The organism is Cribrihabitans pelagius (genome assembly GCF_048820915.1).
Lineage (GTDB): Bacteria > Pseudomonadota > Alphaproteobacteria > Rhodobacterales > Rhodobacteraceae > Cribrihabitans_A > Cribrihabitans_A pelagius.
This window is the reverse complement of record NZ_JBMERR010000010.1, coordinates 95,486-111,027: the sequence shown is the minus strand read 5'-3', so window position 1 is coordinate 111,027 and position 15,542 is coordinate 95,486. Positions and strand designations below refer to the sequence as shown.

Here is a 15,542-nt window from a genome sequence, read left to right as displayed (position 1 = left end):
AGATGTGGCGGGATGCGCTGGTGTTCCGGAGATCAGGCTACCTACGCACCGCGCTGGCCGCAAGCGGGCGGGCGCGTCAGAACAGGCTGGCGTATTCCGCCTGCTCCCAGGCGCTGACATGATCGAGGTAGCGGTCCCATTCGGCGCGTTTCAGTGGCAGCAGGTAATCCGCCACCTCCGCCCCCAGCGCGGCGCGGCAGAAGTCCGAGGCTGCGAAGGCATCAAGCGCCTGGCCCATCGAACGCGGCAGCAGCGCGGCCCCGCTGCCAAGCGGCGCCGCGGCCGGCGGCGGCGGGGTGAGGCCTGTCTCCAGTCCCGCGAGCCCTGCGTGGATCTGCGCCGCCAGCGCGTAATAGGGGTTGGCGGAGACATCCGGCGCGCGGTTCTCGATCCGGCTGGCGGCATCGCCGGGGGTCAGCAGCGCGCGCAGCATCACCCCGCGGCCGCCTTCGCCCCAGGCGATCCGGCAGGGTGCGAGCCGGCCGGGGCGGTAGCGTTTGTAGCTGTTGACAGTGGGCGCGCTGAGCACGGAGATCTCGGCCGCATGAGTGAGCAGCCCGGCGATCCAGCCCGCGGCCTCCGGGGTCAGCCGGCCCGGGACCTCCGGCGTGAACAGGTTGCGGCCGGTGTCGCGCGCGATCAGCGACTGGTGCAGGTGCCAGCCCGAGCCCATGTCCTGCGTTCGGGCTGGCGTCTGGGTTTGGGAACCGGCCCGCCCCGGGCGCGGCATGAAGCAGGCATCAAAACCCTCGCGGGCACAGACCTCCCGCGCCAAAGTCCGGAACATCACAAGGGCATCGGCCTGTTGCCGCGCCGGGCCCGGGGCAAAGGTGAACTCCACCTGGCCCGCGCCCGCCTCGATCTCGACCGAGCGCACCGGGAGACCCAGCGCCTGCGCATCCCGGCGCAGCGTGTCGAGCAGCGGCTCCATCGCGCCGTAGCGGCTTTCGCTCATGTAGGCGCCTACCCCTGCAGTCTGCCCATTCCCTTCGAATATGTGGAACTCCACCTCCTGCCCGAAGCGCGCCTCCAGCCCCTGTGCGGCCAGCCGTTCCTCGGCGCGTTCAAGCACCGTGTCCGGTGCAAAGGTCAGCGGGCGGCCATCCGGGTGCACCGGCGTGCACAGCATCCAGGCCGAGCGCGGAGCCCACGGCAGCACGCGGAATGTCCCGGGCCGCGGCACCAGCAGCACGTCGCCCGCCCCGCGCACCGGCGCATAGCCCCCTGCCTCCCAGACCGCAAAGGCCGTGCGGTGCGCTGTGTCCTTCAGCAGCAGCGTCGAGGGCACGGTGAGCCCGTCGCGCAGCACGCTCTCCACCGCCTCTGCCGTCACCGCCTTGCCGCGCAGCACGCCGTGCTGGTCGGCAAAGAGCACCCGCAGCGTTTCGATGCCATCAGCCCGGACCTGCGCCGCGACCTCGCGCGCCCGGCCCGCCGCCTCCGCTGCCTGCACGCCAAGCCGGGCCAGCCTGCCGGATGTGATGTCATGCGCCATAACCGCCCCTTCCAAGTGCTCGGTCTTGCACACTGGAACTGACCCTGAAATGCAGCCGGGGTCCAGAGTGCGGAGGCGCAGAAAGACGCGGCGTCTGCCTGTTCCCGCCTCTCTGCGGCTTGACAGTGTGAGGCATACGCACACAAAAGGAAGTATCCGAACAATTCCGCCCCCGTTGCCGTGCTGAGGCGGCCGAGGCAGCAGCAGCAAGACAGAAATACGGCCCTCCATGACTCCCTCCCTCACAAAGACGCAATCTGCCGGCGAGCAGGACAGGAACATCTCCTCGAGCTTTGCCAAGGGGCTGGAAGTGCTCGCGGTCTTTGACGCCGCCACCCCCAGCATGACCCTGGCCGAGATCGCCCGGCGCACCGGCCAGGACCGCGCCACCGCGCGCCGTGGCGCACTGACGCTGGTGCAGGCGGGTTACCTGCGCCAGGACGGCCGCATGCTGTCGCTGACGCCGCGGGTGCTGGCCCTGGCGGGGGGCTTCCTGCAGGCGAACCAGTTCGGCCAGCGGGTGCAGCCCGCGCTGAACCGGCACGCGGGCAAGATGCGGGCCGAGGTGACGCTGGCGACACTGGACCAGGGCCGGGTTCTGGTGCTCGCGCAATCCACCGTCGCGGGCGGGCCGGTCACCTATGGTTTCACCGCCGGGGCGCATATCCCGCTGGCCCATACCAGCCTCGGACGGATGCTGCTGGCCTGCCTGCCGCAGGATGAGGCCGCCGGCGTGCTGGCCGGCGCTGCGCTGCCGCGCCACACCGAGCAGTCGCTGACCAGCCCCGCAGCGATCCTGGAACGCATCGAGGCGGCGCGTGCCCAAGGCTACTGCGTGACCCGCAGCGAGTTCGAGGCGGGCATCTCGGGCTATGCGGTACCGCTGTCACGCCCCGGGCAGCGGCCGATCGTGCTGGGCAGCTCGGCGCCCGGCGGGTATGAGCAGGGCGGAACACTCCCTTGCGCCGCCGAGGAACAGCTGCTGCGCGGCCTGCAGCTCTGCGCCGCCGAACTGCGCCAGGCGCAGGCGGCGGTCCACCTGTAAGCGACCCCGCCTGCCCGCGCCGGGCGCCACGGGCAGCGGCGAATTTCTTTTGTTCTCTGAAACATCATCTTGGCAAATGTGATCAATCCGCAGGCGAGGCGGATTGAGCGGTGGTTGATCGCCTGTCATAGATTGGCCATGAAACTTGCGATCAACGGATTCGGCCGTATCGGCCGCGCCATCCTGCGCCAGCTGCTGACGACGCCGCGCGGCGATGGTATCGAGGTGGTGCGGATCAACGATATCGCGCCGTTGGAGATGTGCGCTTACCTGTTCCAGTACGACAGCACCTTCGGCCCCTTCCCGCATCCAGTCGCAGGCGAAGGCGCGGCGCTGCAGGTGATGGGGCGCAGCATTCCGCTGAGCCACGAGGAAAATCTGACCCGGGTGGACCTCTCCGGCGTGGACGTGGTCCTAGAATGCACCGGTATCGCCCGCACCTCCGACGTGGCGGGCCGCGGGCTGGCGGCGGGTGCCCGGAAAGTGCTGATCTCCGGCCCCTCCCCCGCGGCGGAGCGGACCCTGGTGCTCGGCGCCAACGAGGAGACGCTGGGCGATGCCCGCATCGTCTCCAACGCCAGCTGCACCACCAATGCGGTGACGCCGCTGGTCAAGCTCCTGGACGAGGTCGCGGGGATCGGGACCGCGCATATGACCACCATCCACTGCTACACCAACTCACAACCGATGGTGGACGCGCCGCGCGGCGATTTCGCGCGCTCGCGCGGCGGCGCGCAGTCGATGGTGCCGACCACCACGTCGGCCACCCAGCTGACCACCGAGGTGCTGCCGCATCTGAGAGGCCGCATCAGCGGCGCCGCGGTGCGGGTGCCCACGGCCAGCGTCTCGGCGGTGGACCTGGTGGCGCAGCTCAAGACGCCGATGCCGGAAGCCGGGCTCACTGCCTCCTTGCGCGCAGGCGTGGAGGCTTCCGCCGTGCTGGGCTGGACCGATTTGCCGCTGGTCTCCTCCGACCTGCGGGCGCGGCCGGAATCGCTGGTGCTCGCAGGCCCTGAGACCCGCATGAGCGGCGACCGGCAGATACGCCTGTTCGGCTGGTATGACAACGAATGGGGTTTCTCCGCCCGGATGCTGGACGTGGCCCGCCTGATGGCGGGCTGAGCCCGCCCGCGGCCACTTTCTGACCGGAAATACCCCGGGGAGGCGGGCCCGCAGGCCCGCCGGGGCAGCGCCCCGCGCCCGCAGGGCGCCAAAATCGCACGAACCCTGAAACGCCGCTTTCCGCCCCTCCTCCAACGCCCCCTGCTTTCCTGGTTTCCCCCGGCAAATCCCCCTGTTACGCTGCGTCTGATTTCAGCCCGCCTCCGGGAGTGACCATGTTGTTTTCCTTCCGCCCGCGCCCTCTGGCGCGCGCTGTTTTTCTGGCCGCATTGGGCTTCTTGCCTGCCGGTGCGCTGCCCGCCGCCGAAGCCTTCCTGACCGCCCCCGGCGCGCCCGAGCTGCTGGAGGACCGGCTGCGCGGCGCCTCCGCCAGCCTGGCCCTGGGCAATGAGACCGACGTGCAGGACCTGCTGGCAGCGGCGCTGTCGGACTACCGCACACTGGTGCAAGTGGCTTATGATGCCGGATATTTCTCGCCCGTGGTCAACATCCGCCTGGACGGGCGGGAGGCGGCGGCGATCGACCCGCTCTCGCCGCCGGCAAAAGTGGACCGCATAGCCATCACGGTGAAACCCGGGCCGCAGTTCCGCTTTGGCCGCGCCGAGGTGGCGCCCCTGACCCCCGCCAGCGACACACCGCTGCCGGAAGAGTTCGCGCCGGGACGCATCGCCACCACCGGGCTGATCCGCGATGCCGCGGCGGCCGGGGTGAAGGGATGGCGGCGGCGGGGCCACGCCAAGGCGGAAGTCGCCGCGCAGGCAATCACCGCCCGTCACCGCGACGCCCGGCTCGATGCAGCGCTGCAGCTGGCCCCCGGCCCGAGGCTGCGCTTCGGGCGGATGCAGGTGAACGGCAACAACCGCCTGCGCGAGGAAGCCCTGCGCCGCATCGCGGGCTTCCCGGCAGGGGAGGTTTTCCACCCGGAGCTGGCTTCGAAAACCGCAACCCGCCTGCGCCGCACCGGGGTCTTTGCCTCGGTCGTGCTGCGCGAGGCCGAGACGCCCAACCCCGACGGCACGCTTGATTTCATCGCCGAGGTGGAGGAGCTGCCGCCGCGCCGGCTGACCTTCGGCGCCGAGCTGAGCAGCACCGACGGGCTGGAGGTTTCGGGCAGCTGGATGCACCGCAACCTCTTTGGCGCGGCGGAGAAGCTGCGGCTGGAGGTCTTGGTAAGCGGCATCGGAAGCAGCAATGACATCGACGGCCGCGTCGCCGTCCGGCTGGACCGGCCCGCGGCGCTGGGGCCGGACGACAGCCTGTTCTACCTGGCCGAGGCCGAGCAGCTGGACGAAGAACACTTCAGTGCCACCCGCATGCATGGCGCGATCGGCGCTCGGCGCACCTTTTCGGACGATTTCTTTGCCGAAGCCGCATTGGGGGCCACCTCGATTCTGGCCGAAGACGTCTTTGGCAAGCGCCGCTTCAAGTACATCGGACTGAACCTGCGCGCCGAATACGATGCCCGCGACAACCGGGTGGACCCCACCGAAGGCTATTACCTGCAGGCCGGGGTGCGGCCGTTCCTCGGCATTGACGGCACCGCCTCGGGGCTGCAGATGAAGCTCGACGGGCGCAGCTACCTGGGGCTGGGCGCGGAGGACAGGATCGTGCTGGCCGGGCGCTTGCAGATGGGCTCGCTGGTGGGGCCGTCGCTCAACGAGGCCGCCCCGACCCTCCTGTTCTTCTCGGGCGGTGCGGGCTCGGTGCGGGGGCATGAGTTCCAGTCGCTTGGGGTTCCGGTCAGCGGCGGCACCGCGGGCGGGCGCGGCTATATCGCGCTGTCGGGGGAGGTCCGCGGCCGGGTCACCGAGAAGATCTCGCTGGTGGGCTTTTATGACGCCGGGTTTGTCGATGCCGACAGTTTCGTCTCCGGCACCTCGGAAAGCCATGCGGGCGCGGGTCTGGGCCTGCGCTATGACGTGGCCGGCATCGGCCCGATCCGGCTTGACCTTGCCTACCCGGTGCAGGGCGGCAACGAGGACGGGCTGCAATTTTACATCGGGATAGGACAGGCGTTTTGAGACAGTTCCTTGCCTTCACCCTGGCCGCCGGGCTGACCCTGGCGCCGGCCGCAGCGCAGGACAGCAGCGGCGAGGACGCCGGGGGGCTTCTGGTGGGCCTCCTGGAAAGCACGCTGTCCGGCGAAAGCCGCTATATCGACGTCACCGGGCTGGAGGGCGCGCTGTCCTCGCGCGCGACGGTGGAGCGCATCACCGTGTCCGACGAGGAGGGCGTCTGGCTCACCATCGAGGACGCCGAGCTGGACTGGAACCGGCTGGCGCTGCTGCGCGGGCGCTTTTCCGTCAACACGCTGAGCGCGGGCCGGATCACCGTGGCGCGCGCGCCCAAACCGCTGCCCGAGGACCCGGAGCTGCCCGCGCCCGAAGCCGAGCCCTTTGCCCTGCCCGAGCTGCCGGTGTCGATCGAGCTGGGCGAGATCAAGGCCGAACGGGTCGATCTGGGCGAGCCGTTGTTCGGCACCGCCGCCAGCCTCAGCGCCGAAGGCTCGCTCTCGCTCGCCGATGGCGCACTCGATACCCAGCTGGAGGTGGTGCGGCTGGACCGGCCCGGCGACCACCTGCGGCTGGACGCGGGCTATGCCAACGAGACCGGCGTGATCGACCTTGACCTGTCGCTGCAGGAAGACGACGGCGGGCTGTTGTCGCAGATGCTGAACCTGCCGGGCGGGCCGGACCTGCAACTGGCTGCCAAGGGCAGCGGGCCGGTCACCGATTTCACGGCCAACATCGATTTCAAGACCGATGGCGAGACCCGGCTGGAAGGCAAGGTGGTGCTGGCCGCCGAAGACCTGCCGCAGGACACCGCGCCTGGCCAGCAGGACGCGCCGGACAGCGATGCGCCGCCGCGCGCCATCGCTTTCAGCGCCGATTTGGGCGGCAATATCGACGTTCTGCTGGCGCCCGCCAGCCGCCCCTTCTTCGGCCCCGGGCTGCGGCTCAGCGTCAAGGGGCGGCGCGCCGGCAGCGGCGCAGTGGCGCTGGACACGCTGATGCTGCGCACCCAGGCGCTGCGGGTGGCGGGCACCGCTGCGCTGGATGCGGCGGGCGCGCTGGAGACCGCGAGCCTTTCAACGCAGATCACCCCGCCCGAGGGCGCGGACAAGGTTGCCCTGCCCGCGGGCGGCGGGGAGACCACCATCACCGGTGCCGACCTGAAGCTGGAGAAGAGCGCCGAGGGCAACTGGCGTCTCGACGGCCTGCTGAGCGGTTTGAGCCACCCGGAGGCACAGGTGGCGGAGGCAGAAATCACCGGCCGCGGCACCCTGGACCAAAGCACAGGGCTGGCGCTGGAAGGCCGCCTGACGGCGGCCCTCACCGGGTTCGAGCCGCGCGATCCGGCGCTGGCCGCGGCCACCGGCAACCAGATCCGCTTTGACGGGCTGATCTCCACCACCGGCGCCGAGGCGGTGCGGATCAGCGGCATGGAACTCAGCGGCACGGGTTACCGGGCCGGCGGCGACCTGGCCATCGAGGGGCTGGAGGAAGGGCTGCGCCTCAGCGGCGCGCTGACCGCCAGCCTCAGCGATCTGGCGCGCTTCTCGCAGCTGGCCGGGCGGCCCCTGGGCGGCACCGCAGAGGCCGAGGTGAAGGGCTTCTTCACGCCGCTCTCGGGTGCGTTTGATGCGGAGCTGGCGATGCAGGCGCAGGATCTCTCGGCCGGGATCGCGCAGGCGGACGAGCTGCTTCAGGGCACCACCACGCTTGCATTGAGTGCCGCGCGCGGTGAAACCGGCCTCCTCATCCGCCGTTTCCAGCTGGACGGCGAGGCGCTGGAGGCCGCGGCCACCGGCACGCTCAGCAGCGAAACGGGCGATATCACCGCCAGCGCCGCCCTGAAGCGGCTGGAGGTGTTTCTGCCGCAGGCGCCGGGACGGCTGGCGCTGGAGACCACGCTGACCCGCACGGGCGATCAGTTCAGCGGCGTCGCCACACTAACCGGGCCGCACAGCTCGCGCGCCGAGCTGGACGGGATGGTGACACTGGCCGGAGACGCGGATTTCACTTTCGACGCGGCGTTCGAGGAGCTGGAGCGCTTCGTGCCACAGCTCGCGGGCCAGCTTGCCGCCGAAGGCCGCGCTGCGCGCCGGGCGGGCGAATGGCAGTTCACCGCCGCCGCCAAGGGTCCGGCGGGATTCGATGGCGAAGCCGAGGGCCGTTTTGCCGAGGCCGACGGCAGCGCCGAGCTGAGTTTTGATGCGGAGATCGCCCGGCTGCAGCAGCTGATGCCGGATCTGCCCGGCCGGCTGAGTGCCAAGGGCACCGCAAGCCGCGACGCCGGAATCTGGCGCTTCGATGCCGATGCCGCGGGCCCGGCCGGGATCGATGCCCGGCTTGCGGGCTCCTGGAACGAGGCCGAGGCCGTCGCCGATGCCACTGCCCGCGGCCGGCTGCGGCTGGAAGGGCTCAATCCGTTCATCTCCCCTAACCTGCTGGCCGGGCCTGCGAATTTCGACCTCGCTCTGAAAGGCCCGCCCGCGCTCGGGTCACTCAGCGGTGCCCTTTCGACCGAGAACGCCAGCCTCGCCATTCCGGCGGCAGCGCAGCGGCTGGAGGATATCGACGCCACGGTGACCCTGGGCAGCAGCACCGCGCGGGTGCAGCTTGCGGCGCGGCCGCGGGCGGGCGGCGCCTTGCGGATCAGCGGCCCGGTTGCCTTGCAGCCGCCGTTTGACGGCAATCTGGAAATTGCGATCGACGATGTGGTGCTGACCGACAATCTTTCCTACGAGTCGCTTCTGAACGGGCGGCTCACGCTCTCGGGCGCGCTGGCGAGCAACCGCAGCCTGTCGGGGCGGATCGATGTCGGGGAGACCAATATCAATCTCAACACCGCGGGCGGCACTGTCTCGGCGGCGCCGATCCCGCCGATCCGCCATGTGGGCGCGCCTGCCGATGTGCGCCGGACCCTGGCCCGCGCAGGGCTCACCGGCAATGGCGACGGGACGGGCGGCACCTCGCGCACTGCTTTGGACGTGACGATCAGCGCTCCGCGCCGGATTTTTGCCCGCGGCCGGGGCTTGCGCGCCGAACTGGGCGGGGAGATCCGCCTGCGCGGCACTGCGGCACAGCCCGCACCAGCAGGCCAGATCGAGCTGATCCGCGGCACCTTCGACATCCTCGGCAAGCGGCTGGAGCTGGACGAGGGGCGGCTGACGCTCTTGGGCGACCTGAAGCCCTACATCGCCTTCCGCTCCACCGCCGCCACCGAGGAGGGCACCGCGACGCTGGAAATCTCCGGCCGCATCGACTCGCCCGAGATCAAGGTGACGTCCGAGCCGCCGCGGCCCAGCGAGGAGGCGCTGGCGCTGCTGCTGTTCGGCGGCAACCTCGAAGAAATCTCGCCCCTCGCCCTGGCCCGGATCGCCGGCACCGCCTATACGCTGAGCGGCCGCGGCGGCGGCACCCGGGCGCAGGTGCGCGATGCCACCGGTGCCGATACTGTGGACATCGGGGTGGACAACCTCGGCTCCGGGCAGCTCGGGCTGGGCGGTTACGTGGCGGAGAACGCCTATACCGACTTCAACGTCAATACCCGCGGCGACAGCGAGCTGAGCATCAACCTTGACGTCACGGGCAGCGTGACGGTGAAGGGCACGGTCGACAGCGAAGGCGAAACCGGCATCGGGCTGTTCTTCAAGCGCGACTACTGAGCCTGGCGCCAGGGCGGTGCGGAACGGTCCCGCCCTGGCCGGTCAGACCACCGGCCGGCCGGTCAGACTGCCTGCCGCGCTTCTGCCGCCGCCAGCGCCACCCTGGCTGCACCGCTCACGCCCGCGGCGTCGTCGGTGATGAGCCACAGGGGGATCTCGGCGCAGAGGGACGCGAGCGGCTCGCCCGGCGCGGCGTAGCCTTCCAGGAACGCCTCCCGCGCGGGCGTGTTCAGCACCCCGCGCGCCACGCTGCCCGCAAAGAACAGCCCCTGCCCCGGCATGTATGCGGCGGTGAGCTCGCGCGCGAGCAGGCCGAACATATGCGCCCATTCGGTCATGGTGCGGGCGGCCGGCGCGTTCGGGTCGGCGAGGTACTCCGCGCTGATGCCTGCCGCGCTGCTGGCGGCGGCGCCGGTCAGCGCCTGGTGGAAGCGCACCAGCCCGCGCCCCGAAAACAGCGTCTCGATACTCTGGAATTCGTCCGGCGCGCGCTCCAGAAGCGCGGCCAGCCGGTCGCGCACCGCTGAGGGCAGGCTGGCGTGGCCCATCTCCGCCGCCGCGGTGGTGCCTGCAAGCGAAAGCGCGGCGTTGAAGCCGGTGCCGGCCCCCGCCACCAGTGCCTGGCCGCCGCTCTCGCGCCCCGGGCGCAGGCACGACAGCTGCCCGGGCATCAGCACCGGCACCGCATGGCCGAGAGCTGCGAGGTCGTTGATGATCCGGGCGCGGCCCGCGTCCGGCAGCCCCAGCGCCGCCGCGATGCTGTCGCAGCTGCCCTGCCAGTTGCGGTTGGTGAGCCGGAAGGCACCGTCCTGCACCGGCCCCGCCACCGCGAGGCAAACGCCCTCCAGAGGCGGCAGCCCGGGCTGGGCGCAATAGGCCTGCAGCACGTCCTCCAGGCTGTTGAAACTGTCGTTTGCAAAGCTTTGCAGCGCGGTCACGCCGATGCCGGGCGCGGCCAGCGCCAGCCGGGTGCGGCTGCCGCCCACGTCTCCGGCCAGAACGGTCAGCTCAGCCGTCATCCGCCGCGGTCCTTTCCGAAATCCGATCTTGCGCAGAAGAGTGCAGCATACGCGCCGCAATTGCAATTGAGCCGGCGCGCGCCCGCTTGCGGCAGTGCTTGGCAGGCGGCACTGTGGGCGGCAGGACACAGAGGCAAGACCGGGGCGGAGAGATTGGCGCAGAGAGCACTCGGGCGGCGGCTGGCAGCCGGAATCACACGCAGGGCGCGCAAGGCCGCGCGGCGCGTCCGCTTGCGGGCGGCGCTGCGGCATGTGCACGGCCCGTCCCGCCGCTTTACCGCTCCGGACGGCGTGGTGCTGATCGCGCTGGTGCGGGACGGGGCCTATTACCTCGACGTGTTCCTGGAGCATTACCGGCGGCTGGGAGTTTCGGGCTTTGTCTTTGTCGACAATGGCTCCCGCGATGGGACGCTTGCGCGTTTGCGGCGGGAAGCGGATGTTGCGGTCTGGCAGGCGAAGCTGCCCTGGCTGGCCTATGAGAACGATCTGCGCGCCGCTGCCGCCAACCGCTACGGGGCGGCGCGCTGGTGCCTGTTTGCCGATATGGACGAGCTGTTCGAGTTTGACGGCGCCGAAGACCTCCCTGCCCTCACCCGGCAGCTGGAGGCGGGCGGCCATACCGCGATGCTGGCGCAGATGCTGGAGATGTTTCCGCGCGGGCCGCTCGCAGCGGCCCAGGGGCTGAGCTACCGCGAGGCCATTGCCGCCTGCCGCTACGCGGACATCAGCGCGGTCCGGCGGCTGCCATATATGTCCGAGGCCAGCGGTTTTGCCTATTTCCTGCGCCAGAACCAGCTGCCTCCGCACGCCCCGGATCTGCTGTTTGGCGGCGTGCGCGGCAAGGTCTTTGGCGAAAACTGCTGCCTCAGCAAGCACCCCCTGGTGTTCAACGGCGCAGGCGTGCAGGCGGCGGTGCATCCGCATGCCTCGGCCCGGGTGCGGGTCTCGGACCAGGTGGCGCTGATCCGGCACTACAAGTTTGCGGGCGGAAGCCTCGCGCGGGATCTGCGGACCCGGATGGAGGCGGTCTCGGAGCATGGCGAGGACCGGCTGCGGGCAGCAACTTTGCAGGCGCGGCCGGAGTTGAGCCTGTGGTCGGAGACGGCGCTGGAGGATGCGGATATCGCGGAGTTGCGGAGGCGCGGCTTTCTGGAAGGCCCGGGCGCGGCCTCGGCGGCATCCCTTGGCGCCGGGGCACGGGTTTGAAGGGTCCTGGATTGAGCGGCAAGGGTCTGAACGGTACCGGGCTGAACGGCGCGGCCCTGCCAGCGGCCTCCCGCCCGGCCAGGGGCGCGGCTCCCGCGGGGCTCGGCGCGGTGGTGATCGGCCGTAACGAGGGCAGCCGGCTCAAGCGATCTCTGGCCTCGCTGCAGGGACAGGTGGCGCAGCTCATCTACGTGGACAGCGGCTCCACCGATGGCTCGGCGGAGGTGGCACGGCAGATGGGGGCCGACGTGGTGGAGCTGGACATGGCCCGCCCCTTCACCGCCGCCCGCGCCCGCAACGCGGGGCTGGCGGTGCTGCGGAAAGACTTGGAGCTGGTGCAGTTCGCCGACGGGGACTGTGAGGTGGATCCCGGCTGGCTGCCCGCCGCCACCCGGTTTCTCGCAGCGCACCCCGGGGTTGCCGCGGTCTGCGGGCGGCGGCGTGAGCGCTTTCCCGAAGCCTCGGTCTACAACCGCCTGTGCGACGCCGAATGGGACACGCCCGTGGGCGAGGCCACGGCCTGCGGCGGCGATGTGCTGATGCGGGTTAAGGCGGTGCGGGGGGCGGGCGGCTACCGCGATAGCCTGATCGCGGGCGAGGAGCCGGAACTGTGCCTGCGCCTGCGCCGGGCGGGCTGGCGGATCTGGCGGCTGGAGGCGGAGATGACGCTTCATGACGCGGCGATGCGGCGCTTTGGCCAGTGGTGGCGGCGCAGCCGCCGCGCGGGCCACGCCTTTGCCGAGGGCGCGGCGCTGCATAGCAAAGCCTCCGAGCGCCATTGGGCCGCCGAGACCCGCCGCGCGCTGCTCTGGGGGGCGGTGCTGCCCGGCGCGGTGCTGCTGGCGGCGCTGGCCGTCGGGCCTTGGGCGCTGGCGGGGCTGCTGATCTACCCGGCGCAGGTGCTGCGGCTGCACCGGCGCGTGGGGGCGGAGCGCGCGCTGTTTCTGGTGCTCGGCAAATTCGCCGAAGCCGTTGGGGTGGCGGAATATCACTGGAACCGCCTCCGCGGCGCCACCCGCGGGCTGCTGGAGTACAAGTAGCTTTGACCTGCAGCGCAGCAGGCGGTGCGCTCCCGCCCGGCGGCGGCGCCCCTGCGGGCCGCCCCCGCCCGTTGGGCCGGGCGCCGCGCTGACGCGCGGCGCGGACGCTCTGTCTGGCTGCCCGTCTGCCTGTGTCCCAGGTATCCCTGCAGTCTTGCCGCAGCAGGGCGCGGCGCGCTCTATTCCGCCCTCACGGCTTGCCCGGGTTTTCCCTGACAGCCCCGGCCAGCGCCCGCCAATCCAGGCAGCTTCCAGGCGGTCCGTTCATGCGGCCGCACATCCGCTTGGCGCAGAGAATTGAGAACGCCGCCAGGAGCCCGTCCGGGGCGCAATAGGGACATTTCCGGGGGCCGGTATCGCCACGTGTGCTTGCTGAGAGACCCGGCCGAGCTCTCTCACCAGAGAGCTCCCCGGTGCTGCCGCCCCCCCGCCCCCGCTGCGCGGGCGCGGGAGGGATCGCCTGTCTGCTTGCCGGGTGGTCCGCGGAAAAACCGCCGGCCAGACCGGTTCAGCGGCTGCGCAGCTGCCAAGCGCGGCGGATCTGGGCGGGCAGGATTGCCAGGCACTTGCCATAGCGCGGCAGCAGCCGGGCCGGGCTGGAGAGCGCCCGCCACAGCCATTCCATCGCCACCGCGCGCACCCAGGCGGGCGCGCGGCGCTGGTGTCCGCCCAGAAAGTCGAGCCCCGCCCCAACCGAGGCAAAGCCCGTCTGCGGCGCCGGCTTGCGGCCGCGCTGCGCCAGCATTTCCTGCTTCGGGGCGCCGAGCGCCAGGAAGCAGAGCCCGATGCCGCCCGCGCCGAGCTGCCGCAGGATGGTCTCCGCCTCGGCACCTTCGGGATCGAAGCGGCCCGAAGGCGCGTGGCACCAGGCCACGTCCAGCCCCGGCACCGCGGCGCAAAGCGCGCCCCGGGCGTCTTCCAGCGCCGCCTCCGTGCTGCCTACCAGCGCCACCGGCACCCCGGCTTCGGCTGCCAGGCGGCAGAGCGGCAGCACCAGGTCCGAGCCCGGCATCAGCTCCACCGGAAGGCGGGCCAGGCGCGAGAGCCAGACAATGGGGCGGCCGTCCGCCACCACCAGGTCCTGCGCCTGATAGGCCGCGAGAAACTCTTCCGACTGGCCGAGTTTCACCAGGTGGTCGAGGTTGAGCGTCGCCAGGGTAAAACCGCGCCGGGCGGCAAAGCGGGCTTTGATCTCCGCCGCCAGCGCCTCCCGGGTGGCGATATTCACGCCGACCCGGCGGCCGCCGAATTCGAAGTGCATCTGTCCCGCCTCCCCTGCCCTGCTGTCCTTCCCATAGCGCTGCCACGCCGCGGCGGCCAGCCGCGCAGGCGCCCTTCCCCGCCCGCGGCTGGCCTGCGTGGCAAACTTGCCAGCCGTTTACCGGCTTGTGCAATTGCGCGCGACAGTGCCGCCTGCAAAAGGTAAACTTTGCCTTAAAACCGCAAACGGAAGGGGACAGACGGGTTTGCCCAACGCCTTGGCGTATCTGATGCTGCTGGCCTGGCCGCTGGTGAGCCTGGTGCTGTTCCGGCGCCTGGCCCTGGAGCGTGCGCTTTTGTGGACGATCATCGCGGGCTACCTGCTGCTGCCGCCGCTGGCCGAGTTCGACCTGCCGCTGGTGCCTGACATGGACAAGTTTGCCATCCCCTCGGTGATGGCCTTCCTTCTCTGCGTCTTTGTGCTGAGGAAACCGGTGCCGCTTTGGCCGCGCCATCCGGCGGCGCGGGTGCTGATGCTGCTTTTTGTCTTTGGCGTTGTGCCCACGGTGCTCAGCAACGGCGAGCCGCTCCTGTTCCGGGTGATCGCCAATTCCGATCCGATTCTGTTTCTCACGGACCAGCTGCCAGGGCTGAGGTGGCGCGACCTTGGCTCGGTAGTGATCAATCAGGTGATCGTGCTGGTGCCCTTCCTGCTGGCGCGGCGCTATCTCTCCACCCCCGAAGCCCAGCGCGAGCTGCTCCTGGCGCTGATGATCGCCGGGCTCGCCTATACGCTGCCCTCGCTGGTGGAAATCCGGCTCAGCCCGCAGATCAACATCTGGGTCTACGGCTTCTTCCAGCATGACTTCGGCCAGATGATGCGCCAGGGCGGGTTCCGGCCCATCGTGTTCCTGCCGCATGCGCTGTGGCTGGCATTCTTCCTTCTGTCTTCGCTGCTTGCGGCCACGGCGCTGGCGCGGGCGGCGGCAGGGGGCGCGCGGCTGCGGCTGGGGCTGGCGGCGCTGTACCTCTTTGCCGTTCTGGTGCTGTGCAAGAGCCTTGCGTCGCTCGCCTATGCGCTGGCCTTCACACCGGTGGTGGCGCTGGCGCCGCTCAAATGGCAGCTGCGCGCGGCGCTGCTCCTGGCGCTGATCGCAGTGGTATACCCGATGCTGCGCAACGCCGGCCTGGTGCCGACCGAGGCGCTGGTCGCGCAGGCGCAGGCAATCAGCGCCGAGCGCGCGCAGTCGCTGAACTACCGGTTCGAGAACGAGGCGCAGCTCTTGGCGCGCGCGGCGGAGAAGCCCTGGTTCGGCTGGGGCGGCTGGGGCCGCAACCTGGTGCGCCATGTCGAGACCGGGCAGATTCTGTCGATCCCGGACGGGCGCTGGATCATTGTCTTCGGCACCTTCGGCTGGCTGGGCTACATCGCCGAGATGGGGCTGCTGGCGGCGCCCTTGGTGCTGCTGGCACGGGCAGCGAGAAGGGTGCCGCGGGCGGAGTTTTCGCCCTATGCAGCACCTATTGCGCTGATCCTGGCGGCGACGCTGGTCGACATGCTGCTGAATGCGACGCTGATCCCGATAACCTGGTTGTGCGCCGGGTCGGCTCTGGGCTATGCGGAGCGGCTGCTTTATCCCGGCCTGTTCCAGCCCCGGCCCGCGCTCTTCAGCGGCAAGCAGGCGCTGGCACCGGCAACACCGCAACAAGCGGCAAGGAGCCTGATGTGACATGCCGTATTGTT

General features: G+C 70.6%; 10 protein-coding genes. 7 read left to right on the top strand and 3 right to left on the bottom strand.

Annotation, left to right across the window (positions count from 1 at the left end; genetic code table 11):
• Positions 1 to 76: 76 nt before the first annotated feature.
• Entirely contained in the window at positions 77 to 1,495 is a 1,419-nt protein-coding gene (locus tag ACOHX0_RS10900) for a glutamine synthetase family protein (RefSeq protein WP_420676710.1), read from the bottom strand.
• A gap of 229 nt (positions 1,496 to 1,724) precedes the next feature.
• Here ACOHX0_RS10900 and ACOHX0_RS10895 point away from each other — a divergent pair, with 229 nt between their 5' ends.
• From ACOHX0_RS10895 to ACOHX0_RS10880, 4 genes are all read left to right on the top strand, one after another.
• Positions 1,725 to 2,540, top strand: a complete 816-nt coding sequence (locus ACOHX0_RS10895; protein WP_420676709.1) for an IclR family transcriptional regulator — start codon at positions 1,725 to 1,727, stop codon at positions 2,538 to 2,540.
• A gap of 138 nt (positions 2,541 to 2,678) precedes the next feature.
• Positions 2,679 to 3,662 carry a type I glyceraldehyde-3-phosphate dehydrogenase gene (locus ACOHX0_RS10890; RefSeq protein ID WP_420676708.1) on the top strand — a complete coding sequence of 328 codons (984 nt, stop codon included), beginning with the start codon at positions 2,679 to 2,681 and terminating at the stop codon, positions 3,660 to 3,662.
• Positions 3,663 to 3,877: 215 nt separating this feature from the next.
• Entirely contained in the window at positions 3,878 to 5,683 is a 1,806-nt protein-coding gene (locus ACOHX0_RS10885; protein WP_420676707.1) for an autotransporter assembly complex protein TamA, read from the top strand.
• Positions 5,680 to 9,333 (top strand): translocation/assembly module TamB domain-containing protein, encoded by a 3,654-nt coding sequence (locus ACOHX0_RS10880; protein ID WP_420676706.1) that lies wholly within the window; start codon positions 5,680 to 5,682, stop codon positions 9,331 to 9,333. The genes ACOHX0_RS10885 and ACOHX0_RS10880 overlap by 4 nt, the downstream gene beginning before the upstream one ends.
• A 62-nt stretch (positions 9,334 to 9,395) precedes the next feature.
• Here the strand turns inward: ACOHX0_RS10880 and ACOHX0_RS10875 are convergent, their stop codons facing one another.
• A complete protein-coding gene (locus ACOHX0_RS10875) occupies positions 9,396 to 10,352 on the bottom strand; it encodes a glucokinase (protein ID WP_420676705.1) in 957 nt (318 codons plus the stop codon).
• A 153-nt stretch (positions 10,353 to 10,505) separates the two neighbouring features.
• On the opposite strand from ACOHX0_RS10875, the gene ACOHX0_RS10870 reads away from it, so the two are divergent.
• Together ACOHX0_RS10870 and ACOHX0_RS10865 are read left to right on the top strand one after the other, a co-directional pair.
• Positions 10,506 to 11,558: a glycosyltransferase family 2 protein gene (locus tag ACOHX0_RS10870; protein ID WP_420676704.1), complete on the top strand. Its 1,053-nt coding sequence runs from the start codon at positions 10,506 to 10,508 to the stop codon at positions 11,556 to 11,558.
• A gap of 56 nt (positions 11,559 to 11,614) precedes the next feature.
• Positions 11,615 to 12,598: a glycosyltransferase family 2 protein gene (locus tag ACOHX0_RS10865; protein ID WP_420676755.1), complete on the top strand. Its 984-nt coding sequence runs from the start codon at positions 11,615 to 11,617 to the stop codon at positions 12,596 to 12,598.
• A 508-nt stretch (positions 12,599 to 13,106) separates the two neighbouring features.
• On the opposite strand, the gene ACOHX0_RS10860 is transcribed toward ACOHX0_RS10865, so the two are convergent.
• On the bottom strand, positions 13,107 to 13,859 hold the full coding sequence (locus ACOHX0_RS10860; RefSeq protein ID WP_420676703.1) for a WecB/TagA/CpsF family glycosyltransferase: 753 nt from the start codon (positions 13,857 to 13,859) through the stop codon (positions 13,107 to 13,109).
• A 205-nt stretch (positions 13,860 to 14,064) separates the two neighbouring features.
• On the opposite strand from ACOHX0_RS10860, the gene ACOHX0_RS10855 reads away from it, so the two are divergent.
• Positions 14,065 to 15,528, top strand: coding sequence for a hypothetical protein (locus ACOHX0_RS10855; RefSeq protein WP_420676702.1), 1,464 nt, complete (start codon positions 14,065 to 14,067; stop codon positions 15,526 to 15,528).
• The last annotated feature ends 14 nt before the right edge of the window (positions 15,529 to 15,542 follow it).

Excerpts from the sequence above, each read along its gene's own strand:
- ACOHX0_RS10860 (WP_420676703.1), bottom strand. The coding sequence starts at position 13,859 with ATGCACTTCGAATTCGGCGGCCGCCGGGTCGGCGTGAATATCGCCACC.
- ACOHX0_RS10875 (WP_420676705.1), bottom strand. The coding sequence starts at position 10,352 with ATGACGGCTGAGCTGACCGTTCTGGCCGGAGACGTGGGCGGCAGCCGC.
- ACOHX0_RS10895 (WP_420676709.1), top strand. The coding sequence starts at position 1,725 with ATGACTCCCTCCCTCACAAAGACGCAATCTGCCGGCGAGCAGGACAGG.
- ACOHX0_RS10885 (WP_420676707.1), top strand. The coding sequence starts at position 3,878 with ATGTTGTTTTCCTTCCGCCCGCGCCCTCTGGCGCGCGCTGTTTTTCTG.
- ACOHX0_RS10890 (WP_420676708.1), top strand. The coding sequence starts at position 2,679 with ATGAAACTTGCGATCAACGGATTCGGCCGTATCGGCCGCGCCATCCTG.
- ACOHX0_RS10900 (WP_420676710.1), bottom strand. The coding sequence starts at position 1,495 with ATGGCGCATGACATCACATCCGGCAGGCTGGCCCGGCTTGGCGTGCAG.